At 34.7% G+C, this 24,346-nt stretch carries 25 protein-coding genes; 5 read left to right on the top strand and 20 right to left on the bottom strand.

Features of this window, described 5'->3' with window-relative positions; translation table 11 throughout:
• Positions 1-114 precede the first annotated feature (114 nt).
• On the top strand, positions 115-783 hold the full coding sequence (locus ACWV26_RS09455; RefSeq protein WP_455898090.1) for a GntR family transcriptional regulator: 669 nt from the start codon (positions 115-117) through the stop codon (positions 781-783).
• Between the two features lie 90 nt (positions 784-873).
• Here ACWV26_RS09455 and ACWV26_RS09450 read toward each other — a convergent pair whose 3' ends face one another.
• The 6 genes from ACWV26_RS09450 to ACWV26_RS09425 form a co-directional block, all read right to left on the bottom strand.
• Positions 874-2,025: a CaiB/BaiF CoA transferase family protein gene (locus tag ACWV26_RS09450; RefSeq protein WP_455898089.1), complete on the bottom strand. Its 1,152-nt coding sequence runs from the start codon at positions 2,023-2,025 to the stop codon at positions 874-876.
• 72 nt (positions 2,026-2,097) lie between these two features.
• Positions 2,098-2,640: a Fe-S-containing hydro-lyase gene (locus ACWV26_RS09445; protein WP_455898088.1), complete on the bottom strand. Its 543-nt coding sequence runs from the start codon at positions 2,638-2,640 to the stop codon at positions 2,098-2,100.
• Positions 2,641-2,653: 13 nt separating this feature from the next.
• Positions 2,654-3,502, bottom strand: a complete 849-nt coding sequence (locus ACWV26_RS09440) for a fumarate hydratase (RefSeq protein ID WP_455898087.1) — start codon at positions 3,500-3,502, stop codon at positions 2,654-2,656.
• Positions 3,502-4,353, bottom strand: coding sequence for an HpcH/HpaI aldolase/citrate lyase family protein (locus ACWV26_RS09435; protein WP_455898086.1), 852 nt, complete (start codon positions 4,351-4,353; stop codon positions 3,502-3,504). Before ACWV26_RS09435 ends, ACWV26_RS09440 begins: the two co-directional genes overlap by 1 nt.
• A gap of 461 nt (positions 4,354-4,814) precedes the next feature.
• On the bottom strand, positions 4,815-5,255 hold the full coding sequence (locus ACWV26_RS09430; protein ID WP_455898085.1) for a hypothetical protein: 441 nt from the start codon (positions 5,253-5,255) through the stop codon (positions 4,815-4,817).
• Positions 5,256-5,303: 48 nt separating this feature from the next.
• Positions 5,304-6,254: a tyrosine recombinase XerC gene (locus tag ACWV26_RS09425; RefSeq protein WP_455898084.1), complete on the bottom strand. Its 951-nt coding sequence runs from the start codon at positions 6,252-6,254 to the stop codon at positions 5,304-5,306.
• Positions 6,255-6,778: 524 nt separating this feature from the next.
• Between ACWV26_RS09425 and ACWV26_RS09420 the strand changes: the two genes are divergently transcribed.
• The 4 genes from ACWV26_RS09420 (at position 6,779) to ACWV26_RS09405 (ending at position 11,544) form a co-directional block, all read left to right on the top strand.
• Positions 6,779-8,116 carry an MATE family efflux transporter gene (locus tag ACWV26_RS09420; protein WP_455898083.1) on the top strand — a complete coding sequence of 446 codons (1,338 nt, stop codon included), beginning with the start codon at positions 6,779-6,781 and terminating at the stop codon, positions 8,114-8,116.
• Between the two features lie 314 nt (positions 8,117-8,430).
• On the top strand, positions 8,431-8,793 hold the full coding sequence (locus ACWV26_RS09415) for a DUF485 domain-containing protein (protein ID WP_455898082.1): 363 nt from the start codon (positions 8,431-8,433) through the stop codon (positions 8,791-8,793).
• Positions 8,793-10,325, top strand: coding sequence for a solute symporter family protein (locus ACWV26_RS09410; protein WP_455898081.1), 1,533 nt, complete (start codon positions 8,793-8,795; stop codon positions 10,323-10,325). The genes ACWV26_RS09415 and ACWV26_RS09410 overlap by 1 nt, the downstream gene beginning before the upstream one ends.
• Positions 10,326-10,473: 148 nt before the next feature.
• Entirely contained in the window at positions 10,474-11,544 is a 1,071-nt protein-coding gene (locus ACWV26_RS09405; protein WP_455898080.1) for an AbrB family transcriptional regulator, read from the top strand.
• Between the two features lie 96 nt (positions 11,545-11,640).
• Here the strand turns inward: ACWV26_RS09405 and ACWV26_RS09400 are convergent, their stop codons facing one another.
• The 14 genes from ACWV26_RS09400 to ACWV26_RS09335 are packed head-to-tail and all read right to left on the bottom strand — an operon-like array spanning position 11,641 to position 24,336.
• Positions 11,641-13,155, bottom strand: a complete 1,515-nt coding sequence (locus ACWV26_RS09400) for a cobyric acid synthase (RefSeq protein ID WP_455898079.1) — start codon at positions 13,153-13,155, stop codon at positions 11,641-11,643.
• Positions 13,156-13,172: 17 nt separating this feature from the next.
• On the bottom strand, positions 13,173-13,709 hold the full coding sequence (locus ACWV26_RS09395) for a cob(I)yrinic acid a,c-diamide adenosyltransferase (RefSeq protein WP_455898078.1): 537 nt from the start codon (positions 13,707-13,709) through the stop codon (positions 13,173-13,175).
• 16 nt (positions 13,710-13,725) lie between these two features.
• Entirely contained in the window at positions 13,726-14,289 is a 564-nt protein-coding gene (locus ACWV26_RS09390) for a nitroreductase family protein (protein ID WP_455898077.1), read from the bottom strand.
• Between the two features lie 10 nt (positions 14,290-14,299).
• The gene (gene cobA / locus ACWV26_RS09385; RefSeq protein ID WP_455898076.1) at positions 14,300-15,064 is read right to left on the bottom strand and encodes a uroporphyrinogen-III C-methyltransferase; all 765 of its coding nucleotides are present in this window, start codon (positions 15,062-15,064) and stop codon (positions 14,300-14,302) included.
• Positions 15,061-15,708, bottom strand: a complete 648-nt coding sequence (locus ACWV26_RS09380; RefSeq protein WP_455898075.1) for an NAD(P)-binding protein — start codon at positions 15,706-15,708, stop codon at positions 15,061-15,063. Before ACWV26_RS09380 ends, cobA begins: the two co-directional genes overlap by 4 nt.
• Positions 15,695-17,083, bottom strand: coding sequence for a cobyrinate a,c-diamide synthase (locus ACWV26_RS09375; protein WP_455898074.1), 1,389 nt, complete (start codon positions 17,081-17,083; stop codon positions 15,695-15,697). The genes ACWV26_RS09380 and ACWV26_RS09375 overlap by 14 nt, the downstream gene beginning before the upstream one ends.
• Before the next feature lie 19 nt (positions 17,084-17,102).
• The gene (locus ACWV26_RS09370) at positions 17,103-18,218 is read right to left on the bottom strand and encodes a cobalt-precorrin 5A hydrolase (protein ID WP_455898073.1); all 1,116 of its coding nucleotides are present in this window, start codon (positions 18,216-18,218) and stop codon (positions 17,103-17,105) included.
• Positions 18,215-18,997, bottom strand: a complete 783-nt coding sequence (cobM, locus tag ACWV26_RS09365) for a precorrin-4 C(11)-methyltransferase (protein ID WP_455898213.1) — start codon at positions 18,995-18,997, stop codon at positions 18,215-18,217. Before cobM ends, ACWV26_RS09370 begins: the two co-directional genes overlap by 4 nt.
• Complete coding sequence (gene cobI / locus ACWV26_RS09360) at positions 18,997-19,704, bottom strand: precorrin-2 C(20)-methyltransferase (RefSeq protein ID WP_455898072.1); 708 nt, start codon at positions 19,702-19,704, stop codon at positions 18,997-18,999. Before cobI ends, cobM begins: the two co-directional genes overlap by 1 nt.
• Positions 19,697-20,917: a precorrin-6y C5,15-methyltransferase (decarboxylating) subunit CbiE gene (gene cbiE / locus ACWV26_RS09355; RefSeq protein WP_455898071.1), complete on the bottom strand. Its 1,221-nt coding sequence runs from the start codon at positions 20,915-20,917 to the stop codon at positions 19,697-19,699. Before cbiE ends, cobI begins: the two co-directional genes overlap by 8 nt.
• The gene (locus tag ACWV26_RS09350; RefSeq protein ID WP_455898070.1) at positions 20,895-22,007 is read right to left on the bottom strand and encodes a cobalt-precorrin-5B (C(1))-methyltransferase; all 1,113 of its coding nucleotides are present in this window, start codon (positions 22,005-22,007) and stop codon (positions 20,895-20,897) included. Before ACWV26_RS09350 ends, cbiE begins: the two co-directional genes overlap by 23 nt.
• A complete protein-coding gene (locus tag ACWV26_RS09345) occupies positions 22,007-22,657 on the bottom strand; it encodes a precorrin-8X methylmutase (protein WP_455898069.1) in 651 nt (216 codons plus the stop codon). The genes ACWV26_RS09350 and ACWV26_RS09345 overlap by 1 nt, the downstream gene beginning before the upstream one ends.
• Before the next feature lie 12 nt (positions 22,658-22,669).
• Positions 22,670-23,437, bottom strand: coding sequence for a precorrin-6A reductase (gene cobK, locus ACWV26_RS09340; RefSeq protein ID WP_455898068.1), 768 nt, complete (start codon positions 23,435-23,437; stop codon positions 22,670-22,672).
• Positions 23,434-24,336 carry a sirohydrochlorin chelatase gene (locus ACWV26_RS09335; RefSeq protein ID WP_455898067.1) on the bottom strand — a complete coding sequence of 301 codons (903 nt, stop codon included), beginning with the start codon at positions 24,334-24,336 and terminating at the stop codon, positions 23,434-23,436. Before ACWV26_RS09335 ends, cobK begins: the two co-directional genes overlap by 4 nt.
• Between the last annotated feature and the right edge of the window lie 10 nt (positions 24,337-24,346).

The raw sequence follows: 24,346 nt of genomic DNA, 5'->3' as shown, positions 1-24,346 counted from the left end.
GCTTGTCCTATTTTGTGTCAAAAGTGAAGTTTTTGAGTATTCAAATAAATTCAGATATTATACAATGATATAAATATTGGATTCAATATCCCGAAAATAGAGTAGGAGGCAATTATGATGAAAGAAGACTTTAATTACCGCCTTGGAGTAAAAGATCTTGAAACTATTCCGGACAAAATTTGTCGACTTCTACGCGAAGCAATCGTTAATGGTGATTTAAAACCCGGACAACATTTAGCGCAAACTGAACTTGCAGAATCAATGGGAGTTAGTAGAATGCCTATTCGTGAAGCTTTAAAGAAACTAGAAACAGAAGGTTTAGTGTCAATCGAACCACATAGAGGTGCAATTGTTCGCCAATTTACAATTGAAGAAATTGAAGAAATCTATTTTCTTCGTAAAATTTTCGAAAAAAAGGCTGTTGAAGAAAGTGTTCGACGTATGACTTTAGAAGTTTATAATGATCTTGAACATCTTGTCCATTCTATGGAAAGTACACAAAACATTGGTGAATTCGTGAAATTGAATATTGCTTTTCACGAATTATTAATTAGTTGCTGCCCTTATCCTCGTCTAAACAATTTCATTAAACAATTAAATACGGGACTACCATTAAACACACCCTATCTGTTTCCAAATGGAATTGGTAAATCAAAAGCTGAACATAGTGGAATTCTAGCTGCTGTGAAAATAAAAGATAGTAAACGTGCTAGTGAATTAATCGAATTACATATTGATAACGCAGGGAAAAATGTTCTTCAAAATCTTAAAGTGAAGATATAATTTTTTATAGGAAAAGAGGAATTATCTCTTTTCCTGATTTTCGAATACTTTGGAAAGTAATTCGTCTTTATAGTCATATCAAACATCCAACTATAATTGATTTGCAGATAACCCCAATTCTTCTAAAATTGTTTGTGTATGTTCACCAACTGCTGGAACTGCTCCCATCACTGGTTGAATCCCTGTAATATTTGCTGGTGGTAATAATGCCTTAATTATGCCTTTAGGTGTTTTAACATCAACAAAACGTTCTCTTGCTGCTAGCTGAGGATGTTTAAAGAATGACTTCATTTCGTTCAGGTTCGCATTAGCAATTTGCGCCCTATCTAAACGATTGATAATATTTTCTGCTGTTAAATCCGCAAATCGGCGTTCAATTATTTCTTTCAACTCTTTCTTATGTTGATTTCTCTTGTGATTACTATCAAATTTTTCATTCATAACTAATCCAGGTAATTCTAATACTTCGTTACAGAATCGAACCCATTCACGTTCATTCTGAATTCCTAAAAATACAGATTTCTCATCTCCACTTGGAAACGGACCATATGGATAAATCGTTGCATGACTAGCACCAGTACGCTCAGGTTCTTCTTGGCCATAATTTGCATAATACATTGGGTAGCCCATCCATTCGCCTAGCGCTTCTAACATAGAAATATCAATAATTGCACCTTTGCCAGTTGATTGGCGCTGTATGATTGCCGTTAGTATTCCTGAAAACGCATACATTCCTGCGCTAATATCGGCAATCGATATCCCTGCTTTTGATGGCGTTTCATCAGTCCCTGTAATGGAAACTAGACCTGTTTCACATTGAATTAGTAAATCATATGCCTTTTTATCGCGATATGGGCCACTGTTTCCATAGCCAGAAATACTGCAAACAATTAATTTTGGAAACTCTTTCAGTAATTCTTCTGGTGAAAATCCTAATCTCTCAATAGCACCAGGTGTTAAATTTTGAATAAATACATCTGCTTTGGACAATAACTCATGCAAAATTTTCTTGCCATCGTCTGATTTAAGATCTAATTCTAATGACTCTTTGGAACGATTAATCCAAACAAAGTGGCTAGATAACCCGTTCACAGTTGAATCATAATTACGAGCAAAATCGCCCACTTCAGGCCTTTCAATTTTGATAACACGTGCACCTAAATCAGCAAGCTGTCGGCTAGCAAAAGGTGCTGCAACCGCTTGTTCTAAACTTACAACTGTAATATCACTTAATGGTAGCACCTAGATCCCCCCAGATAATCTAAATTATTTCTAAATTGTGAGCGTCTAATCAAACTCCATTTAAACGAATTTTCATTTGGCAGTGTCTTGAACCATTGAATACCAATTATTTCCGTATAAATCATTGATAACTATTGCTGGAAAATCTGCAACCTCTAATTTGTAAATTGCTTCTGGTCCAAGATCTTCAAATGTAACAACTTCTACATTCTTTATTTTTTTAGAAATTAAAGCTCCTGATCCACCAATTACAGCCAAGTAGATAGCTTTATTCTTTTTCATACTTTCATTTACTTCTTGATTTCGATATCCTTTACCAATCATTACTTTTAATCCTTTATCTAAAAGCAAAGGAGTAAATTTATCCATTCTTCCACTAGTAGTTGGGCCAGCAGCACCAATTACTGCACCTGGTTTAGCCGGAGTGGGCCCCATATAGTAAAATGTTTGGCCTTTAATTTCGATTGGGAGTTCTTCACCGTTGTTTAACATCTCGTATAATCTCTTGTGTGCGGCATCCCTTGCTGTATAAATGATGCCTGTTATTAATACATGCTCTCCTGCCTTTAGAGATATGAGTTCTTCATTTTTTATAGGGGAACTAATCTGTTTCATGTACATACTCCTTTTATAAAGCGATATGCTGGTGCCTACTTGCGTGACAATTCAAATTTATAGCAACAGGTAAAGCAGCAATATGGCATGGTGCCATTTCAATTTTGACATCCAATGCAGTCGTCGATCCGCCCAAGCCTTGTGGACCAATTCCTAGCTCATTTATCTTTGTGATTAACCTAGATTCAAGTTCGGCAATTTCTTTATTTTTATGTTTTTCTCCAATTTTTCTAAACAGCGATTTTTTTGCTAAGTAGGAGCAGTATTCAAAATTCCCTCCAATACCAATCCCAACGACTAATGGCGGACAGGCGTTTGGCCCTGCTTTTTTAACTGTTTCTAAGATAAATTCTTCTACCCCTTCATAGCCTTCTGATGGTTTTAACATTTGCATTTTACTCATATTCTCACTACCGCCACCCTTGGCAGTCATATGTAAATGCAATTCATCACCATCGACCATTTCGATATGAATGATGGCCGGACCATTGTAGAAAGTAGAATCCTTTTCACGAGTAATCGGATTTGATACTATTGAATGCCGCAAATAGCCTTGTTCATATCCTTTTACGACCCCTTCGTTAATAGCATCATTTAACAATCCACCAACAATTTTGCATTCTTGTCCTAATTCCACAATAAACACCGCAACTCCCGTATCTTGACACATCGGAATACGTTCAAGGCTTGCAATGTTTGCGTTTTCAATAAGTTGATTTAATATATATTTTCCACTATCATTCGTTTCCGTTTGAAGGGATGAGCGGAAAGCATCCATTACATCCTCGCCCAAATGAAAATTCGCATCTTGGCAAGCTTTGGCAACCGCATCGACAATATTTTTATATAAAATTTCTTTCATTAACGAATCTCCTTTAATGCAAAGCGTTCAACGAGTTGTTTCGCTTTTTTGTAAACTGGATAATCAATAAATTGATCATCGAGTTTTAATGAAGCTTCTCCATTGCCTTCATTTTTTTCAAAAAATTTAACAATTTCATTTGCTTTCAATAGTTTTTCATTAGTGGGTGTAAATACTTGATGAACACTCGCAATTTGTTTCGGATGAATCAGTAATTTTGCATGAAATCCTAAACGCTTTGCTAATTTTGTTTCGTTTACTAACCCTTCTTCATCAGATAAGTCTGTAAATACTGTATCAATAGGACCCCCAATGTTTGCTACTTTGGAAGAAATGACAAGATGAGATTTTGGATATATTAACGCTTCTCCATTTTTTGAGGGCTCACATTCTATATCTAAGTAATAATCAATCGACCCAAAAGCCAACCGTTGAATTCTTTCATGGCTTTTTGCAATTTCATATGCAAAATGTACTCCTTTTGCCGTTTCAATTAATGGAATCAAATAAAAATCTTTCTTGACTTGTTTGCTTTCAAGATATTCACATACTATTTCAATAATATTGGCATCTTCTACTTTCGGAATCATAATGCCATTAACACCATGCCTTATGGCAATATCAAGATCATCTTTCCAAAATGTTGTATCCAATCCATTGATACGAATTATGTGTTCCTTTTTTATATTGTTTTTCTCTAAAATCTTTGATACTAGGTTTCTAGCAGTTTCCTTTTCTGATAGAGCAACTGCATCTTCTAAATCAATAACAATCGTATCAGCAGAACTATCAATTGCTTTATAAATTATCCTTTCTTTACACCCCGGTACGAATAAATAAGTAATGTTCAAGTGCAAAACCTCCAGCGGATATTGTATCCAATACCTAAAGTTATGAAAGTAATTTCAATAAAATACCGATTAATTAGTTTCAATGGCATTTATAATAATACTATTACGCTTTTTGGAATAAAAACCCTCTTAAATTTCCAATAATTTAGAATAATTAAAATACTTTTTGCTAATTTGCAAATGATATTATTAAGTATTTCTACTAAAAGAGAAGATTAACTTAGCTGTTTAAGTACAGATTGGATACATGATCTTTCGTTCTAAAAATGAAAATTAAACTAGAAATCTTATATCAATAAGTATTCATCACTACCATCAACTTAAAAATATCAATAAGAATATACTTTACTTAATTCCTTTGAATTGGATACAAGATGTTTTAGTTTACATAAGATTATTACCACATGTGTGTTATAGAAACTAAAAAAGCCATCAATATTGTGATGGCTTTTTAACGAAATCTATTTTGGAATAAAAAGTTCTAGATTTTTCCCTGTCAGAAAACTTTGTAATTCCTTATTATTTTTTAGATATGTATACGCCTGTGGTGCTGAAAAATTGAATTTTTCTCTCAAAATAGTAAGAGGAATTGGTTCTGCTATTGAGTATATTTCTTCAATTTTATAAGCATGTTTATAACTCATTTGTCCGTTGTTAAAAAGCTCGTTACCAAAGCCTTTTCCTTCAACTTGATCAGGAAATTTAATTGGTTTTGCGACTTTAAGAATGTATTTTAATGCAGATGATGGAGCGGATTCATATACAAAAAAGTATGGAGAAAATTGTTTGGGTATGAAGTTTCGAAATTCATATGGTTTATTTCCAGCTAATATCAATTCGCAAAATTCTGGTTTAATACTTAGAATAATGCCTTCTAACATTTCTTCATTTATTTCAAGCATTTATTTTCCTCCTCTTATAATTTTAGTTTACATAATAATATTATTTAATTAAATGTTAAATGGATTATTTTCAATTACTCGTTGGATTTCTTTATCTTCAACATGTGTATATATTTGGGTTGTTGATACATTTGAGTGTCCTAGTATTTGCTGAAGACTTCTGATATCTGCACCGCTTTTATACATCATCGTTGCGGAGGTATGTCTTAGTTTATGTGGCGATAACATTTTCTTTTCCAGACCCGATGAATGGTTGATTTGTTTGACAATTTTAGCCACTCTTTGTCTCGTCAATCTCGTCCCCTTTTGAGAAAGAAATAACGCTTGATTATTGGTAGAATCCTTTATATTTGGTCGCTCGTTTTCTAAATACGTATTAAGTGTCTTCATACATGCATCGTTCAAATAAACGGTTCTTTCTTTATCGCCTTTCCCCCTAACAGTTAAAAAACGTTCCTGTATGGAATCAACATTTAAGTTACAAAGTTCACTGACACGGATACCTAAATTTAAGAAAAAAGTCATCATACAATAATCACGATCATGATGGCATTTAGATGAAATTCCATTCATAAAAGTCTTGGCCTCATCGAAACTTAAGTAGATTGGCTGCCTTTTACTTACCTTTGGTGTTTCGAGATTCTCTGCTGGGTTTTCTTCAATAATATTCCTTTTAGACTTCAAGTATTTAAAGAATGATTTGAGAGTTGCAACTTTCCGAGCTCTTGTATTTGCTGAGTTCTTCCTTTGCTCCTCACAATATTCTAAAAACATATACATATCTTCTAATGAGATATCTTTTAAAAAAGCGGAATCTATTCCTTGTATATCAATCGTTTCAATCTGATGTATCTCCAAATCTTGTTGAATGACTAGTAGAAAGCGTAAAAATAACGTTAGGTCATATTCATATTCATCGCGAGTACGTTTTGATTTTCCTTTAATTGCAGTTAGATAAATTAAAAAATCACGAAGTATTTTAGGTTTCTTTTGTTTCATACGCATTCACCTCAATTTATCTTTATTTTAACACATAAAAAGGTTCCCAAATATACATTTGGGAACCTTTTTTAATTGATGATTAATTTTCTTGAAATTCATAAATAAAAGTTGGAATTTAATCGCAATAATCGATTTTATAAAAGTTCAAATATGCGCATTAGTCGACTAACTATTCGATTCTAATGAAAAAGTGTCGTTATTTAGCGAATTCTAAAAATAGCAGAAAATATACGAATTATATAGAAATTATTTTGTTCTATACAGAAATAATATTATTTTTTACATTTCTATTAATTAATTTGATTTTCGTAGAAATATGTCGGTTTTTATCTTTATAAATGATCTATAAAAGCTCTTTTCAATATTTGTAGAACCGTCAGTTTTATTAAAATACTAGAAAATTATTTGTTAATTTCTATTATATTTATCTCTGTTGCCAACTTGTTAAATGCATAAGATAAATTAAATTCAAAACTTAAATTGTATAACAATTGGACTTGTTGCTCCGAGGAGGAGTGTTTATGGCAACAACCGCATTAACTTTAAGAAAAACACCTATTAAAAAATTGTTTTTTTCTTATTTATTTCCATCATTATTAGGAATGGTCTTAATGGCAATCAATATATTGGTAGATGGCATTTTTATTAGCATAGGAGTAGGTGAAATTGCTCTTGCAGGTGTAAATATCGCTGTCCCTATCTTCTCTATTTTACTTTCTATCTCTTTATGGATTGGTATAGGTGGCGCTACTTTATATTCCATCGAAATGGGAAAAAACAATTATAAGAAGGCAATTTATATTTTTACTCAAAGTATAATGATGACAATAGTTATCGTTGGTTTTATCGTCTTAGGTTGTTTATGGAAACAAGAAGAAATTGCCTATTTGTTTGGAGCAAGCCCCAAGATTTTTCCTTATGTTGAAGAATATTTAAAAATCATCTTATTCTTTGGAATTGTATTCGTATTAGAAGAGTTCTTAAGTATATTTGTGAGAAATGACGGTAATCCAAAACTAGTCATGACCAGTTTAATCACTACCTCTATTTTAAATATCATCTTAAATTATATTTTTATTTTTAATTTGAACATGGGCGTAAAGGGCGCTGCATATGCATTAGCATTATCAACATTAGCGGGATTGATTGTACTTCTTTTTCACTTTTTTACAAAAAAAAGCAATTTAAAATTTACAAGATATCATTTTGATATGAAATTAAGTTTAGAAATACTAAAAATTGGATTTCCAAGCTTTATTACTGAAGGTACTGTTGCAATTGTTGTTGTAGGTTATAACATTGCATTTAGACATTTTGTTGGTGAAATTGGTGTTACTTCATATGCAATTGTTAACTATCTACATTCAGTATTCATTATGGTATTTACAGGAATCGGATTGGCCATTCAACCAATTGTAAGTTTTAGTTACGGAGCACAGTTAAAAGAAAGATTGCAACAAGTGTTGAAATTGGGATTACAAACAGGGATTATTTGTGGATTAGTAATATTGTTATTGGGGTGGTTTTTCGATGACCAACTTATCGGATTATTTGGTGTCAACGATCAAAAAGTCATATTCTTTACAAAAGATGGAATTACCCTATTCTTTATCGGTTATTTATTTTTAAGCTTTAATTTAATACACGCAGAATATTATCAAGCTATTAAACGAATTAGATTATCAATGATGATTACGATTATGAGAAGCATAGCGTTCTTATTACCGCTCCTTTATATTCTCCCATCATTGTTAAATAATAAAAGCATTTGGTTAGCTTTTACGTTTGCTGAAATACTGACTACAATTGTCATAATTATTTATAAAAAATCAAAGTCAACAAAAAATTCGCCAAATTAACCAACAGAAGAATATAAACACTATTTAGTTATATATATATTCTCGAAAAAATTATTATTTACTTCTCTATGTAAATTGTATTATACTTTTAATAGGAAATACCTATAATTTCAACAAGGATATTCAAAAAAGTCATTAGCTAAATCATATTAGCTAATGGCTTTTTTGATTTAAAGAGAAAAATATATACATAAATTAGAATAATTTATTCTTTTTCGCAAAAAAATGTTGCTATTTTCGTCAAATTTGAATATGATTATTTCAAGGATTTGAAAGCACTTTCAAATTCACAAATCATCAAAGGGGGATTTGATATGGGTCAAGTTATTACAAATTCATTTGAACCTAGTCAAGGATCGAAGAATGACTTTTCACCTGAAGAGTATGTGTCAATTTCAGAAAGTTCAGAATTTAAGGAGTTAGTAAAAAAGAAAAATGCATTTATAGTACCTATTTCAATATTATTCTTGGCATTATATATTTTATTACCTATCTTAACTTCCTTTACTTCTGTCTTAGACGGAAAAGCAATCGGAGATATAACATGGGTTTGGCTATATTCTTTAGGCCTATTCATAATGACTTGGGTTTTATGTATGACTTATGTTAGCAAAGCAAATGTTTTTGATAACGACGCGAACAAAATTATTGAGAAGGCTAAGGATGGTGGATATTAATGGGTACAATTGGCATTATCTTTTTCGTAGCAATTGTAGGTTTAACATTAGTCGTTACTTTCATTGCTTCTAAAAAAAATCATTCAGCAAGTGAATTTTACACTGCGGGTGGCGGACTAACTGGATGGCAAAATGGTATTGCTATTGCAGGGGATTATTTATCAGCAGCTTCATTCTTAGGGATTGCAGGTGCTATCGCACTTTTTGGATTTGATGGATTCTTCTATAGTATTGGTTATTTAGTAGCTTACTTAGTAGTTTTATATATTGTGGCTGAACCATTACGAAATCTTGGCCGTTATACTTTAGCAGATATGATTACTGCACGTTTTGATCAGAAAAAAGTTCGTGGTACCGCAGCAATTAGCACTATTGTAATCGTACTATTTTATATGATTGCACAATTGGTTGGCGCAGGTGCACTTATACAATTATTATTAGGAATTCCTTATTGGGTAGCTGTTCTTCTTGTTGGAGTAATGATGACTATTTATGTTCTTTGGGGCGGTATGGCTGCAACAAGTTGGGTACAAATTATTAAAGCTGTATTATTAATGATTGGTACTGTTATTATCTCTGTTTTAGTACTTATTAAATTCAACTTTAATATTATAGAAATGTTCTCATCAGTTAAAACTGCAACTCCACATGGAGAAGCTTACTTAAACGCAGGGGTAAAATACACAAACGGTTTAGATACATTATCAATGATGATTGCCTTAGTATTGGGAACAGCTGGCTTACCACATATTCTAATGCGTTTCTTTACAGTTAAAGATGCGAAAACTGCTCGTAGTTCAGTAGTTACAGCAACTTGGATTGTCGGAATCTTCTATATCCTAACTATTTTCTTAGGTTTCGGTGCAGCAAAATTTGTTGGTGCAGAGAAAATTATTGCAGCAAATGCGGCTGGTAATATGGCTGCTCCACTACTTGCGGATGCACTTGGCGGAGACCTGCTTATGTCCTTTGTATGTGCGGTTGCTTTTGCAACAATCCTTGCAGTAGTAGCTGGTCTTGTGTTATCAGGTGCTTCAGCATTTGCTCATGATATCTACGGACAAATTATCAAAAAAGGTAAAATAACTGAAAAACAACAAATGAGTGCTGCTCGTTGGGCTTCAATTGGCGTAGCTGTATTCTCAATCTTGCTTGCTTTAGGTGCTCAAACATTAAACGTAGCATTTCTAGTTTCATTAGCATTCTGTATTGCTGCAAGTGCAAACTTACCAGTAATTATTTACACAATCTACTACAAAAAATTCAATACAACTGGTGCAGTTGCTGCGATGGTTACTGGTTTAGTTTCTGCATTAATTCTAGTAGCAGTAAGCCCTAACATTTGGAGTCCTGAAGGTAAAGCAATTCTAATTGGTTCTCCATTATTCCCACTTACAAACCCAGCAATTATTTCTGTACCATTAGGCTTCCTAGCTGGATGGATTGGTTCACTTGTTGGTGAAAAATCAGATGCTAAAAAATATGCAGAAGTTGAAGTTAAAGCGAATACAGGATTAAAAACTAACTTATAAATTGTATCGCTTGAAGATTAGGAGATCCCAATTCTCCTAATCTTTTTTTATTCTCAAATAATTTCAAACATAGTTAAATTGCAAACAGACTTTTCATTCTCTATTTTTATTGCCATAATAGATAGTATAGTTTGAAGAGGGTGTGATTATGAAAACATTCGAAATAAAAATATTTATTAAAACGGTGATCATTGGAATATTGGGTGTAATCGTATTTAAATTAATACACGCCCCAGTTCCCTATCTACTAGGTCCAATGTTCGCCATATTAGTAGCGAATAGAATATGGCATACACCTATGAATATGCCTAAACAGCTTCAACTTGGAGCACAAATCGTTATTGGCTATTCACTAGGAATTTCTTTTAACAAATCAATATTAGGTACCATGTTAACTGATATTCCCTTAATGCTAATCATTACTACTATTTTATTTATTTTCAGTTGTATTTTTGCTTTTTTCATTTCTAAAAACAGTGATATTGACTTTCCTACTGCATTGACAAGCAGCGTGCCTGGTGGCCTTACTCAGATTGTCATTTTTGCACAAGAAATGAAAGGAATTGAACTTTCAACCGTTACCTTCTTTCATGCAATTCGTGTTATTATGGTCGTATTTTTAGTACCATTTGTCGTTCATATGCCATTTCTTCAATCAGGAAATTTACACATTTCTACTGACATAACAACTTTGGTAAATACATTTAATGGATTTCACTTTATCATTTATATTGTATTGTGTACGATTGCTTCACTGCTAGCAAAGAAAATTAAGGTTCCAGCACCATACTTACTAGGACCAATTATTATGACCATCTTAATCAATTTAACTTCGTTTTATGCATCGGCATTGCCACATGGTTTATTGAATATTTGCCAAATGGTTGTTGGTATACATATTGGTTTACTATTGCATCCAGAATCTTTAAAAGATAAAAAGAAAATATTCCTATTCGCAATTACTAGTAGTGTCTTTTTAGTGTTGATAACATTTATCATGAGTATAATTATTATGAAAGATTTTCAACATACTTCAATTATTACTGGGTTTTTAAGTTTAGCTCCTGGAGGAATGGATCAAATGGGGATTATTGCACATGAAGTTCATGCAGATGTTGCAACAGTAACTATTTATCAATTATTTAGAATCCTTTATATTTATATAATTATTCCGCCTGTACTTACTTTAGTTCTTCATAAGTTTCAAAAAAAAGAGTAAATTAACTATTTCGATAACAAAGTAGAGTTTACCAAATAAAAATGACCATCCTGTGTGATGGTCATTTTTATTTTACATTACGAAACAATATTCTAGTTATCCTAAACTTATGGAAGTTTGAATCATCTCATATACTTTCTCAAGATCAATATTTTGCTTTACATGATTTGCTAATAATTGATAGGCAGCTTCTCTTCTTTCTGCATCAGATTTTACTTCCTCATTAAGTGGTTCCAACCCTTTTTTGTTTCGAAGTTGGTTTACTATTTTTCTAGTAAACTCACGATTATTAAAGATTCCATGAAAATACGTACCAATGATTTGTCCATTCATTGCAACGGCGCCATCTGTACGGCCATCTGATAACGATAAAAATGCAGACCCATTTTTATCTTCAATAATGGTTTTCCCTAAGTGTATTTCATATCCAGTTACTTTCATGTTTTGATCTAAGATATTAATAGAACCAGTCATTTGAACAGTTTTTTTCACTTTATTGAAAATCGTGGTTAATGGTAATAATGACAGCCCTACCGCACTACTACCATCTCCTTCCACTGCATCCGGATCTAGTAATCTTTGACCCAACATTTGAAAACCTCCGCAAATGCCGAATATATGTGTACCCTTTTCAACAAGTCGATTTATAGCCAGTTCAAACCCTTGATCTTTTAGCCATTGTAAATCATCAATGGTATTTTTGGTTCCAGGCAATATGAGAAGATCTGGATTACCTAGGTCTTTTACATGCCGTACTAGACGCACTCCGACTTCAGGTTCATCAAAGAATGGATCTACATCTGTAAAATTTGAAATTCGTGGTAAACAAATCATGGCAATATCAATAGCAAATTCATGTTGTTTTGGTCTTTTGAACCGTAATGATGATAATGCCAAAGAGTCTTCCGCTTCAATGTTAATATCAATAAATGGTATAACCCCGAGAACTGGTATACCCGTTTCTTTTTCTAGCCATTTTACACCATCATCTAATAACTCGCGCATTCCCCGAAATTTATTGATAATTATTCCTTTTACTCTTGCTCTTTCTGAATCATCAAGAAGTGCTAATGTCCCTATTATGGATGCAAACATTCCACCTCGATCAATATCTGCGACTAGAATAACGGAAGCATCGCTTAAGTGCGCCATTCTCATATTCGCAATATCACGGTCTTTTAGATTTATCTCAGCTGGACTCCCTGCACCTTCTAATACAATCACATCATATTCTTTTTGCAACTTATGTATGGATTTTTCTACAATCGGCATGGCTTCTTGCACAAAATTATTACGATACTTCGTTGCACTCATATCCATAAAATGCTTTCCATGCACAATGACTTCTGAGACCATATCTTGTTTTGGCTTTAAAAGAATTGGATTCATATCTGTTGTAGCGATGACTCTTGCCGCTTCAGCTTGAACACCTTGCGCTCTGCCGATTTCGCCGCCGTCAATCGTAACAAAAGAATTTAGTGCCATATTTTGTGACTTAAAAGGGACGACTTTCAACCCGTCGTCTGAAAATATACGGCAAAATGCAGTACAAATCATACTTTTACCAACATCTGAAGCAGTACCTTGAATCATTAATGCCTTAGCAGTCACGGTCTCCCCTTCTTCCATTAAAATTCTAAACCTTTTACAGCGGGTATTCCTCTTTCATAATAATGCTTGGTTGCATCAATTGTTGAAACTAAATCACTCAAGTCTATTAGTTCTTGTTTAGCATTTCGCCCAGTAATGACTAGATGCATCGTTGAAGGACGATTTTTCACTGCCTCAATTACTTCGTGTAGAGGTAGGACATCACCGATTGGAAATTTATCAATCGAAAGGGCATTATTTAATTCATCTAGTACTAATAAATCAATCGAAGGGTCCTCTAATGCAGCTTTTGCTTTTTGCCAGGCTTCTTTCAAAGCTTCTCGATGCTCTTCTGGTGTTTTTGTCCATGTAAAACCGATGCCCATTTGTTCCATTTCTACGCCTAGTTTGCGAAGAGCTATGGCTTCACCATATGTACGTTCAGGAGACTTGATAAATTGCATATATTTCACATTGTAACCTCTGCCAATTGCTCGAAGTGTTACACCTAATGAGGCTGTTGTTTTCCCTTTACCTTCACCTGTATAAACTAATAGTAAACCTTGTCGTGCCAATTTCTGTTCCCCCTTTTTACAACCAAGTCGTTTTTTCTTCAAATGATATTCTTTCAGTTGCAGGAACTTCTATACCTTCTTCTGGATAACCAATGAAGATTGTTCCCACTACTTTTTCATTTTCAGGAGAACCGATAAAATCATGCATTCGATCATCATGAACTAATCCCACACCTCTTGTTCTCCAAACAAAGCCCAAGCCTAATTCTTGTGCAGCTAACCACATGGAATGAATGGCACAGCAAGTAGCAAAAATATTATCTTCAGAATCATCCGGTTTATCGGGAATGATTACTGATGTAACAACTATAGCTACTGGTGTTGTTGTGACAACTTTTAAAGAACTTTCAACTAAATGCGGTTTCGTTGGAAAACGTTGCTGTAAGTATTCAGTCGCCATTTCTTCATATCGTTTCATTGCATCACCAGTAATCACATAGAAATGCCATGGTTGACGTAAACGATCATTTGGAGCATATGTAGCAACTTCCAACAATTTTTCAATTTTCTTTTTTTCTACTTCACGTTCTGCATAATTACGTATGGCACGACGCTCTTTAATCGCTTCAATAATTGTCATTTGAATTCTCCTATCTCATTACAGGTTGACGTTCAAACCATTGGATTTTTTCACGTAAGCGAACAACTTCACCAACTAATACCATCGATGGATTATGGAATCCTTCTTGAATGACCTTGTCATGTATATTCGCAAGCGTTCCTGTAATCGTTCGTTGTTGTTCTGTTGTACCCCATTCAATAACAGCTACTGGTGTAGTTGCAGTTCTTCCATTTTCAATCAACTTCTTACTTATATATTCCAAATTACCAACGCTCATATAAAAAGCAATTGTATCAATGCCATTTGCTAAAGCATCCCAGTTTAAATGGTCTTGACCTTTTTCATCACGACCATGTCCTGTAACAATAGCAAAGCTTGAAGCAAATTCACGATGTGTAACAGGAATTCCAGCATAAGCCGGTGCTGCAATTCCAGAAGTAATCCCAGGAACAATTTCGTATTCAATTCCATGTTCTACTAACACTTCTGCTTCTTCTGCACCACGACCAAAAACGCAAGGGTCTCCACCTTTTAAACGTGTTACCACTTTACCTTCAAGTGCTTTTTCAACCAACAATGTATGAATTTGTTCTTGGATTAAATGATGCTTACCTGGGGATTTACCACAGAAAATTAGCTCTGCATCCTCTTTTGCATTTTTCAATAAATCTGGATTTACAAGACGATCATATGCAATAACATCTGCTTTTTTAATACATTCAAGTCCATATACTGTAATTAGTTTTGGATCTCCAGGACCTGCTCCGACTAGATAAACTTTTCCTTTTGTCATAGTATCGATCCCCTTTGTAATAATTGTTTGAACAATGCATCACGCGCTGCTAAGTTGTTTGTTTTAGTTAATGTTAAAAACTGAGGATCAAGCAACGCATTTAACAGTTCACTTTTTTGACTTTTATCCGTTATTTCTTCAATAATTTGCCTTCTAGCTTTTTGCAAAAATAAAATATACGCTTCGTACGATTCGTCATATTGCTCTTCTATTTGTTTTTTAATTTTTTTCGAAAGTTTTGGATTTGCCCCTGATGTAGAAATGGCAATAGTTAATGGTCCTCGTTTTACTACTGATGGAACGATAAATTGACTTTGCTCTTCATTGTCAACGATATTACAAAGTTGATGGGGTTTCGCGTTTTTTGCTATCATTTCATTGATTGAAGAAGAATTAGTAGCGGCAATTATTAAAAATGCACCTTCTAAATCCTCAGGAGTAAAGGTTTTATTCTTCCATTTTATTGATCTTTCATCCACTAATTGTTGGAGTTTTGGTGAAAGATCTGGACTAATCACTGTCACTTGAGCTTGAGCACTTAATAGGGATACGACTTTCCGTGTAGCAACTGAACCTCCACCAATGACGACTACAGGTTGATCTGTAATATTCAACATCATTGGGTAATAGTTAACCATTAGCATTCACAACTTTCTTTTGATAATTTTTACATTGCTCAATCCATTGAACAACTAATTGCGGGTTCGAAGCAAAGTGGAAATGTGTATACCCTGCAACTAAATTTCCGTTCAAATATCCTTCACCCTGTTTTTTGAAACGACTCTTTGTTTCATAAGCATGCGTAATATTTTCATCTGTTGAATAAGTAGAATAGTGAAATTCATGACCTTTAGCTACTTGATTCTCGCTAATTAAGAAGTTCCCATATGTACCGAAAATTTCGCGATAACCGAGTGCAGCTCGTTTTGTTTGCATCTGAACAGTTCCAGGAATAATACCAACCATATCAAAACGATTTCCCTCCGTATCAAAAATAGCTTCCGTCAAGAACATAAAGCCACCGCATTCAGCTAGTGTAGGTATTCCTTTTGAGATTGCTTGTTTAATTGATTCTTTTACTGTAGATTGTTGTGAAAGTTCCTCTGCAAATTCTTCTGGAAACCCACCTCCGATGTATAATCCATCTGCATCGGTCGGAACTAATTCACCTTTTAATGGCGAAAAATACTCAATTATTGCCCCATGTGCTTTAAGTAACTCAATATTTTCTTCATAGTAAAAGTTAAATGCTGCATCTTTGGCAACTGCAATTTTTACATGCTGCTCTTCTTTCTGCTCAAAAATACTTGGTTCTATCACTTGGAGTTTAGTAGCAGTCGATAACTCAAATAACTTTTCTACATCTACAGTAGCATTAATCAACTCACCTAATTGTTGGAAGAATGGCTGTAATTCACCGCGTTCAATCGCAGGAATTAACCCTAATTGACGGCTTGGCATATGAATATCCGTTTCTTTTTTTAAGAAACCAACTACTGGAATTCCACACTCTTGTTCTACAGCTGCCTTTACAATTTTATAATGACCTTCACTACCAACTTGATTGGCTATAATCCCAACGATATTGACTCTATTATTTAATGATTGGAATCCTTTAACAATAGCAGCAACACTACGGGCCATACTTGCGCAATTTACGATTAGTATGACAGGACTTTCTGTTAAAATACTTATTTCAGCTGTAGAACCTCGGTCATCTAATGGTGATTTTCCATCATAAAAACCCATCACGCCTTCAATTATTGAAATATCTGCATCTCGGCTCCTTCTTTCCAAAATATCAATAACTGTTTTCTCATCAAACATCCAACTATCTAAATTACGGGAAGGTCTACCTGTTACGGCAGTATGGAATGTAGGATCAATATAATCTGGTCCACATTTGAATCCTTGAACTTGGTAACCTTTTTGTTGTAATGCTACCATTAGTCCAATCGTGAAAGTTGTCTTGCCGACACCACTACCTGTACCAGCAATTACTAATCGATGTGCTGACATTGTATTCCTCCTCTGCTTATTACATTAATGCAACGGATATCGTTGTATTGCCTGATTTCTTCTTGATAACCTCTAAATGTTCAGAACCGGTATAAATTCTAACGGCAGGTTCACTTACGCCATAAACACCTGTATATTTAAATACTGTATCTGATGGCGCTTCGATTTTCTGAGCATTCAGTTCTTCTGGTTTATAATAAACAAATTCCCATCCATGTCTATCAACGACTTCTAAGAGCCCTACTTCATCTTTTTTTAGTTCAATAGTACAGAGCGCTTTTACACTTTTTATTGAAATTTGCAGATCATCTAATGTTTCTTTAATGACCTGTTCGATTTCTATTGCTGAAGTTCCTCGATTGCATCCCATACCAATTACAACATTTTTGGGTCGATAAAGTACACCATTATCAAGGATTTTTTCTTCTTTTTTCGATAAAATGCGATGTGTAATTACTAATGCCGCATTTGGTTTTGCTTCAATCGCTTCTTGAATTGATGCGTAAACTTTTAAATTGTTGGGCATTGGACTTTTTAAATGCCACCAATTCGTTTCACCAGATTCTTGAACAATCGCAACTGGTTCTTCATTCACCACGGCAGCACTCACAGGTGTTAATTTATCAGCTGAATCCCACTCCCATCCAAAACGTGAGCCAAATAAATCAACTGGTATTGTTTTTTGGACATCAGAAGCAGTAGTAATAATCGGACGGGCATTTAGTACAGAAGCTACTTCATGTGTTAATTGGTTTGCACCACCAAGATGACCAGAAAGAACGCTTATGACATTTTCACCCCGGTCATCTATGACAACGACAGCAGGGTCTGTTTTTTTATCTTTTAAAATTGGTGCAATCATTCTAACCACTGCACCTAGTGAAATGATTAAAATAATGCCTTTATATTGTTTGAAAAGTGTTGGGAGAAGCATTCTTACACTACCAGAAAATAACTGTATGTGTTTTGATGCTTCATCACCTTGTTCAAATTTACTCATATAGTAGACGTCCGAATGGATAAATGAATTATGTAATTTCCGCGCAAGTTGTACACCATGTTTTGTTATTGCAACAATTACATAAGGATTTCGTTGGTCAACTTCGGGCAGGATTCCTTCTTGTAATTCTATCATTGTGGTTTCACGCCTTTTCTAAATCCGTGAGTGAAAGTTGCATCGTATAATTTAGAGCGATATTTATCTTTTTCATAAATATTTGGATCTAAAGCCCAACCTGCTAAAATCATTGCATGTTTACGAATACCATTTATGCGCATATCTTCATCTAGGTTGATTAAAGTAGTGCGTACTATTTTTTGATCAGGCCATGTTGCTCTTTGTACTACAGCCACAGGTGTATCATCTGACCAACCAGCAGTTTGTAATTCTTTAACGATTTTCTTCGTTAATGTAGCACTTAAAAATAGCGCAATTGTGCAATGATGGCTAGCCAAATCACGTAATTTTTCGAATTCTGGTACTGGCGTACGACCTTCTGCGCGAGTTAGAATGAGTGTTTGTGTTAAATCTGGAATCGTTAATTCAGCACCAACTGCTGCAGCAGAAGCAAATACAGAACTAACGCCAGGTATAATTTCTGCATGGATGTCTTCCTTTTTCAGTAATGCCATTTGCTCCATAATTGCCCCATACATAGCTGGGTCACCCGTATGAATACGAGCAACAGTTTTCCCTGCATTTACACGATCGATAATCACGTCAACCATTTCTTCTAAATGCATACCAGCTGTTTTTAAAACTTCAGCTTCTGGTTTTGCTTTTGCAATTAATTCCTCATTTACAAGTGAGTCTGTATACATTACAACATCTGCTGTTTGTAAAATATGAAGACCTTTCACTGTGATTAAATCTGGATCGCCTGGACCTGCTCCAACAATATAAATTTTCTTCATCATTTACGCACCACCATTAATGTCAAGTATTCTAATTCTGCTCCATCTAACTCATCCATTGCCCAAATCACTTCTTCTTCAGAAGTTACTTTTGTAACAACAGATGCTTTGTCCAACAGATCTAAGTCTCTTAATACTGCAATCATTAAGTCTATTACTTTAGCCACTTTAATAAAGACCACTGCATCATGATCTTCAATTGCTTTACGCATTTCAGCATAATCATCACGAGCAGGAATGATTGCAACATGATCATCTCCATCAGCTAAAGCAATCCCTAATCTTGAAGCGGATCCATTAAAGCTTGAAATACCAGGTACTGTTTTCACATCAACATGTGGGTGAAGTTCTTGCATTAATTTCATCATATGAATGAAAGTACTATATAAAAGTGGATCTCCTTCCGTTACAAAAGCAACATCTTTACCCTCTTGTAATTTTTCATAGACAATTTCTACCGTTTTACGCCATTCAGTATCTAAAATATCTTGGTCTTTCGTCATTGGGAAAACTAAACCAAGCATCTCTTTCTCGCCGGGTTTTATGTATACATTAACGATACGCTCCGCATAACTTTTGCTACCTTTTCTCTTACGAGGATAAGCAATTATCGGCGTTTCTTGAATAACTCGAAAAGCTTTTACAGTAATTAGTTCTGGATCTCCAGGCCCAACTCCTAGGCCATACAATGTACCAGTATTAGTCATCATTTTCTTCCTTTCGCACTGCAGTAATAATATAAATTGGATTAAGTGGTGTAAATCGATTCATACCTAGAATCGGTTTGCTATGTGCTAATTGTGCATGTAAAATACTCGTTTTAAAATTCAGCTCTTTAAAGCATTCAAGCGCTTTATATAAATTTTCTATTGTTGCAGCATTTAATACAATTCGGCCTCCCTCATTTATTCGGTTACAACAAACTCCAAGTAAGTCTTTCATATTCCCACCTGTTCCACCGATAAAAATTGCATCTGGATTTGGGAAAGTATCTAGTCCTTCAGGTGCTTTACCATGTATTGTTGTTAAATCTGTACGGAATTTATGTTGATTCTCAATACAATTTGCTAGGTCCCCTTCGTTTTTTTCAATTGCAAAAACTTGACCTTCACGTGCAATTTTAGCAGCTTCAATTGCCATAGAACCCGTACATGTTCCGATATCCCATACAATACTGTTCTTTAGCAATTGCAAAGCTTGTAAACTTAAAACACGAATTTCCTTTTTGGTAATAAGCCCTTTATCGGGGCGTCTTTGAGAAAATTCATCGTCTGGAATACCTAAACTCCATTTTGGAGAAGGGGCATTTCTTTTTAAAATAACAACGTTTAATGGGGAAAATTCTTCGTTTTTCATTTCTTTTAATGAGTACCAACCCGTTTTTTCGTTTTCGCCCTGTAAATTTTCTGCAACAAATGCTTTATATTCATTCATTCCAAATTGAATTAAGTACTCAGCAATTGCAGTCGGACTATTTATTGCATCCGTCAATAAAGCAATCTTGTCATAGCCATCAATTCTTTGGATTAATCCTTTCATTGAACGGCCGTGAACACTTGTAATATATGCATCTTGCCAGCTCTCACCGATTTTAGAAAACGCTAATTGTATAGAACTAACATGGGGATATACCTCTACATTTAGATATTTTGATAAATAGCCTCCAAGTCCATAGAACAATGGATCACCTGAAGCTAAAATAACAATATCTCTTGTTTCATGTTGAATTGTATCAACAAGTTTCTTCAAACCACTTTTTACGATTATTTTTTCTCCTTTATAATAAGGAAAGAACTCTATCAATCTTTCGCCACCAATCAGTACTTCACTTTCTTCTATCCACTTGCTATATTGGGGCAATAAACTTGCTAGTCCGTTATCTCCAATGCCAATTAATTTAATCGATTGCGTCAATTCCATCAGCCCTTCCTAATAATTCACCCTTCATAGAATAAATAGCCGTATCTATAACTAGTCCACCTTTTACATGTTTCAATGAAGAAGTACAACATGCTTCACATAAATGATCAAAGAAACGTGTATTGCCACTCCCAAGCATGATTTCTCCTACATGTGATGCTGTGTTAGCTTCAGTTACCTGTTGAACGATTTCTTCTGATGCATCAACGTCTTTAGCTAATTGTGCCAAAAATTCAAAGTTAATTGGTGCACTTTTGGAATGTACCATCATAACTCCCTGTGCAACTTTTGAAAATTTCCCCATCATACCAACAAGGGATACTCTCTTTATTCCAAGTATCTTGCAATGCTTGACAGCAAAACCGACGAAATCACCCATTTCAATAAATGCTTCCTCTGGTAGCCCTTCATATTGCTTCATCGCATATTTTTCACTTCGCCCACCAGTGGTCATCACAACATGATCATTTCCAGTAGCATGAGCAACACTGATTGCTTCAACTATACTTGCCATATAAGCTGAACTAGAAAATGGAACAACCGTGCCTCTTGTACCTAATATTGAAATCCCGCCTATTATTCCTAGACGACCATTTAATGTATTTTTCGCAATTTCCTCTCCATCTGGAACCGAGATGATCACTTTTACCCCACGCTTGATGTTGAATTCAGCTAATGTCTCTTCTACTGCTGAATATAGCATTTTACGAGGAACAGGGTTAATCGCTGCCTCTCCGACTGCTACTGGAAGACCTGGTTTTGTTACTCGTCCAACCCCAATCCCTCCGTCTAAACTAATTCCTGATTCTTCTTGCCAACTAACTGTTGAAACAATCAAAGCACCATGTGTAGCATCTGGATCATCTCCACCATCCTTGATTGTCTCGCAAGACATTCCTTTGTCAGTAAATACATTCTTTTCAATCGTAAACGTTACATCTCGCCCAATTGGTAAATGAATCGTAGCTGTTTCTTGTGCTTCACCAGTAATTAGGGCTGTTAATGCAGCTTTCGTGCAAGCTGTCGCACAAGCGCCTGTTGTGTAGCCATGACGCATTTGCGATGGGTCTTTTTTATTTTTCTTTTGCATTATTTTTGATCGGCTAGAATTGAAATAGCATTTAATGCAGCTACAGTAACTGTACTTCCACCTTTACGACCGATATTCGTAATAAATGGAACCTCTGTAACTTTTGCTAATTCTTCTTTGGATTCAGCAGCTGAAACAAAACCAACAGGCATACCGATGATTAAATCAGGTTTTGCTTTACCTTCTTTGATTAATCGAATCAATTCTAAAAGTGCAGTTGGTGCATTTCCAATGGCATAAATTCCCCCTTCATGGAAATGAGCAGCTTTTTGCATAGACATAATTGCACGTGTAACTCCCGCTTCTTTTGCTGCTTGTGATACATCGTCATCTGAGATATAACAGTAAATATCACCACCGTGTTTTTGGAAACGTTTATGCCCAGTGCCAACTTCCACCATTTGAACATCTGCAATAACCGGTTTCCCCGCGCGAATTGCTTTTATTCCTGCACCAATTGCATCTGGATGAATAATGACACTTCTACCTAGATCAAAATCTGCAGATGCATGAATGATACGACGAATAACTTTCCATTCGTCTTCCGTAAAATCATGTGGACCATATTCCTCTGCAATTGTTGCAAAACTATGTTCGTAAATATTATCAGGTGCAACTGTAAGTGGTTTAAAATCTGTTTTAAAATCCATTTTGATTTCCTCCTAATTTATTAGTTTCAACTTTAATTCTTCTAAAACGCCTTCAAAACTTGAATGCATATTTTCATACTGTATTTTTGGTCTCGTAATCATAATCGTTTCAATACCACATTCAAGTGCTGCCTCTAACTTTTCATCTACTGAACCAACTTTGCCACTTTCTTTTGTAATCATAAGTGTGACTTCGTATTGATGAATAAGTGCCATATTTAACTCTTTTGAAAATGGCCCTTGCATCGCGATAATGTCTTTTTGTTCTACACCTAATGCTTGGCATTTTTCCATATTGTCTAGTCTCGGTAACATTCGTGCAATGACTCTAGTATTTTCTAAGCCTAATAAATGCTTTGTGAAAATCCCTAATGTTTTACTACCAGTTGTCAACATAATTACACCGTGTTTCTTTGCAGCTAATTGTGCTGCTTGTTCATAGTCTTGTACTATCGTTACTAGTTGATTATTGTAAGATTGACTCGCTCGTTCATATCTGATATATGGAATGCCAATAGCTTTCGTCGCCGCAATCGCATTTTTTGAGGCTTCTTCAGCAAATGGATGGCTTGCATCAACTAGTGCTTGTAAATCATTGTCATTTATAAATTGAATCATTTGCTCTGTAGTTAAACGGCCAATATTTGTTTGAATACCAGATTCTATTAAACTCTTAGCCGCAGATTCTGTCACAACTGTAGCAATTACTTTCAATCCATTGTTTTCTATTTCGATTGCGAGTTCTCTTGCATCACTTGTACCAGCTAACATGAAAATCATTTGTGAACACCTACTAAATGTTCTTCGTGCTCATGGTCATGATGATGGTTGTGGTCATGTCCGTGCTCATGGTCATGATGATGGTGATGTTCTACAAATTCAGCAGCATTTATACGATATTGACAAGTATCGCAATTCATCTTTACTTCACCTTGCAATGATTCTTCAATTCGATCATTTAATACTATTTGTAGTGATTTGTGATAGCCAAAGTAATTCGCTAATTTCACATCGACATTTGGATATTCTGAAGCAAAATCAGCTCGCATTCCTTGCATTCTTTCCATTAAAATACCAGTGAACAAGAAGTAAGGAAGCATCACAATTTTCTTTGCTCCAAGCTTTACGCATCTCTCAATACCTTGTTCAACTGTTGGGAAAGTAACGCCCATAAATGCACTTTCAACAGTGAGCACATTTAATTGTTCCCAAAGCATTCGAGCAATTTTATAGAAATCACTATTGGCATCAACATCGCTACCACCACGACCAATTAGAAGAATCGCTGTATCGTCATTCTTTTCTCCGATGTCAAAACCTTTTTCAACAAGACGTTCTTTCAAGATATCAAAAATACTTTCATGAATTCCTAGAGGTCTTGCATAAAAAATATTTATATTTGGATATTTGGCAATGCCAGCGTCAATAGCAGCAGGAATATGTATCTTCGAATGTCCAGCTTGTAATAAAATAATTGGTACCACATGAATTTCAGTTGCTCCTTTTGCAACACAATTGTCGATTCCTTGAGCAATATTTGGTGATGCAAATTCAAGGAAACAACACTCTACTAGTAAATTTTGATCTAATGTAGGTTTCAACTGTTCAATAAAATTTGTTACTTCCTCATTACCTGCTGCTAATTGACTTCCATGACCTACAAATAAAATGGCTTTCATTGATTTTCCT

This window comes from Rummeliibacillus sp. JY-2-4R (assembly GCF_053847205.1).
Note: the sequence above shows the minus strand (reverse complement) of the source record. Positions and strands in the feature narration are given on the sequence as shown.

Coding starts and splice junctions, on each gene's coding strand:
- ACWV26_RS09455 (WP_455898090.1), top strand. CDS start 115: ATGATGAAAGAAGACTTTAATTACCGCCTTGGAGTAAAAGATCTTGAA.
- ACWV26_RS09445 (WP_455898088.1), bottom strand. CDS start 2,640: ATGAAACAGATTAGTTCCCCTATAAAAAATGAAGAACTCATATCTCTA.
- ACWV26_RS09440 (WP_455898087.1), bottom strand. CDS start 3,502: ATGAAAGAAATTTTATATAAAAATATTGTCGATGCGGTTGCCAAAGCT.
- ACWV26_RS09430 (WP_455898085.1), bottom strand. CDS start 5,255: ATGCTTGAAATAAATGAAGAAATGTTAGAAGGCATTATTCTAAGTATT.
- ACWV26_RS09425 (WP_455898084.1), bottom strand. CDS start 6,254: ATGAAACAAAAGAAACCTAAAATACTTCGTGATTTTTTAATTTATCTA.
- ACWV26_RS09420 (WP_455898083.1), top strand. CDS start 6,779: ATGGCAACAACCGCATTAACTTTAAGAAAAACACCTATTAAAAAATTG.
- ACWV26_RS09415 (WP_455898082.1), top strand. CDS start 8,431: ATGGGTCAAGTTATTACAAATTCATTTGAACCTAGTCAAGGATCGAAG.
- ACWV26_RS09410 (WP_455898081.1), top strand. CDS start 8,793: ATGGGTACAATTGGCATTATCTTTTTCGTAGCAATTGTAGGTTTAACA.
- ACWV26_RS09405 (WP_455898080.1), top strand. CDS start 10,474: ATGAAAACATTCGAAATAAAAATATTTATTAAAACGGTGATCATTGGA.
- ACWV26_RS09390 (WP_455898077.1), bottom strand. CDS start 14,289: ATGACAATTATTGAAGCGATTAAAGAGCGTCGTGCCATACGTAATTAT.
- cobA (WP_455898076.1), bottom strand. CDS start 15,064: ATGACAAAAGGAAAAGTTTATCTAGTCGGAGCAGGTCCTGGAGATCCA.
- ACWV26_RS09380 (WP_455898075.1), bottom strand. CDS start 15,708: ATGCTAATGGTTAACTATTACCCAATGATGTTGAATATTACAGATCAA.
- ACWV26_RS09375 (WP_455898074.1), bottom strand. CDS start 17,083: ATGTCAGCACATCGATTAGTAATTGCTGGTACAGGTAGTGGTGTCGGC.
- ACWV26_RS09370 (WP_455898073.1), bottom strand. CDS start 18,218: ATGATAGAATTACAAGAAGGAATCCTGCCCGAAGTTGACCAACGAAAT.
- cobM (WP_455898213.1), bottom strand. CDS start 18,997: ATGAAGAAAATTTATATTGTTGGAGCAGGTCCAGGCGATCCAGATTTA.
- cobI (WP_455898072.1), bottom strand. CDS start 19,704: ATGACTAATACTGGTACATTGTATGGCCTAGGAGTTGGGCCTGGAGAT.
- cbiE (WP_455898071.1), bottom strand. CDS start 20,917: ATGGAATTGACGCAATCGATTAAATTAATTGGCATTGGAGATAACGGA.
- ACWV26_RS09350 (WP_455898070.1), bottom strand. CDS start 22,007: ATGCAAAAGAAAAATAAAAAAGACCCATCGCAAATGCGTCATGGCTAC.
- ACWV26_RS09345 (WP_455898069.1), bottom strand. CDS start 22,657: ATGGATTTTAAAACAGATTTTAAACCACTTACAGTTGCACCTGATAAT.
- cobK (WP_455898068.1), bottom strand. CDS start 23,437: ATGATTTTCATGTTAGCTGGTACAAGTGATGCAAGAGAACTCGCAATC.
- ACWV26_RS09335 (WP_455898067.1), bottom strand. CDS start 24,336: ATGAAAGCCATTTTATTTGTAGGTCATGGAAGTCAATTAGCAGCAGGT.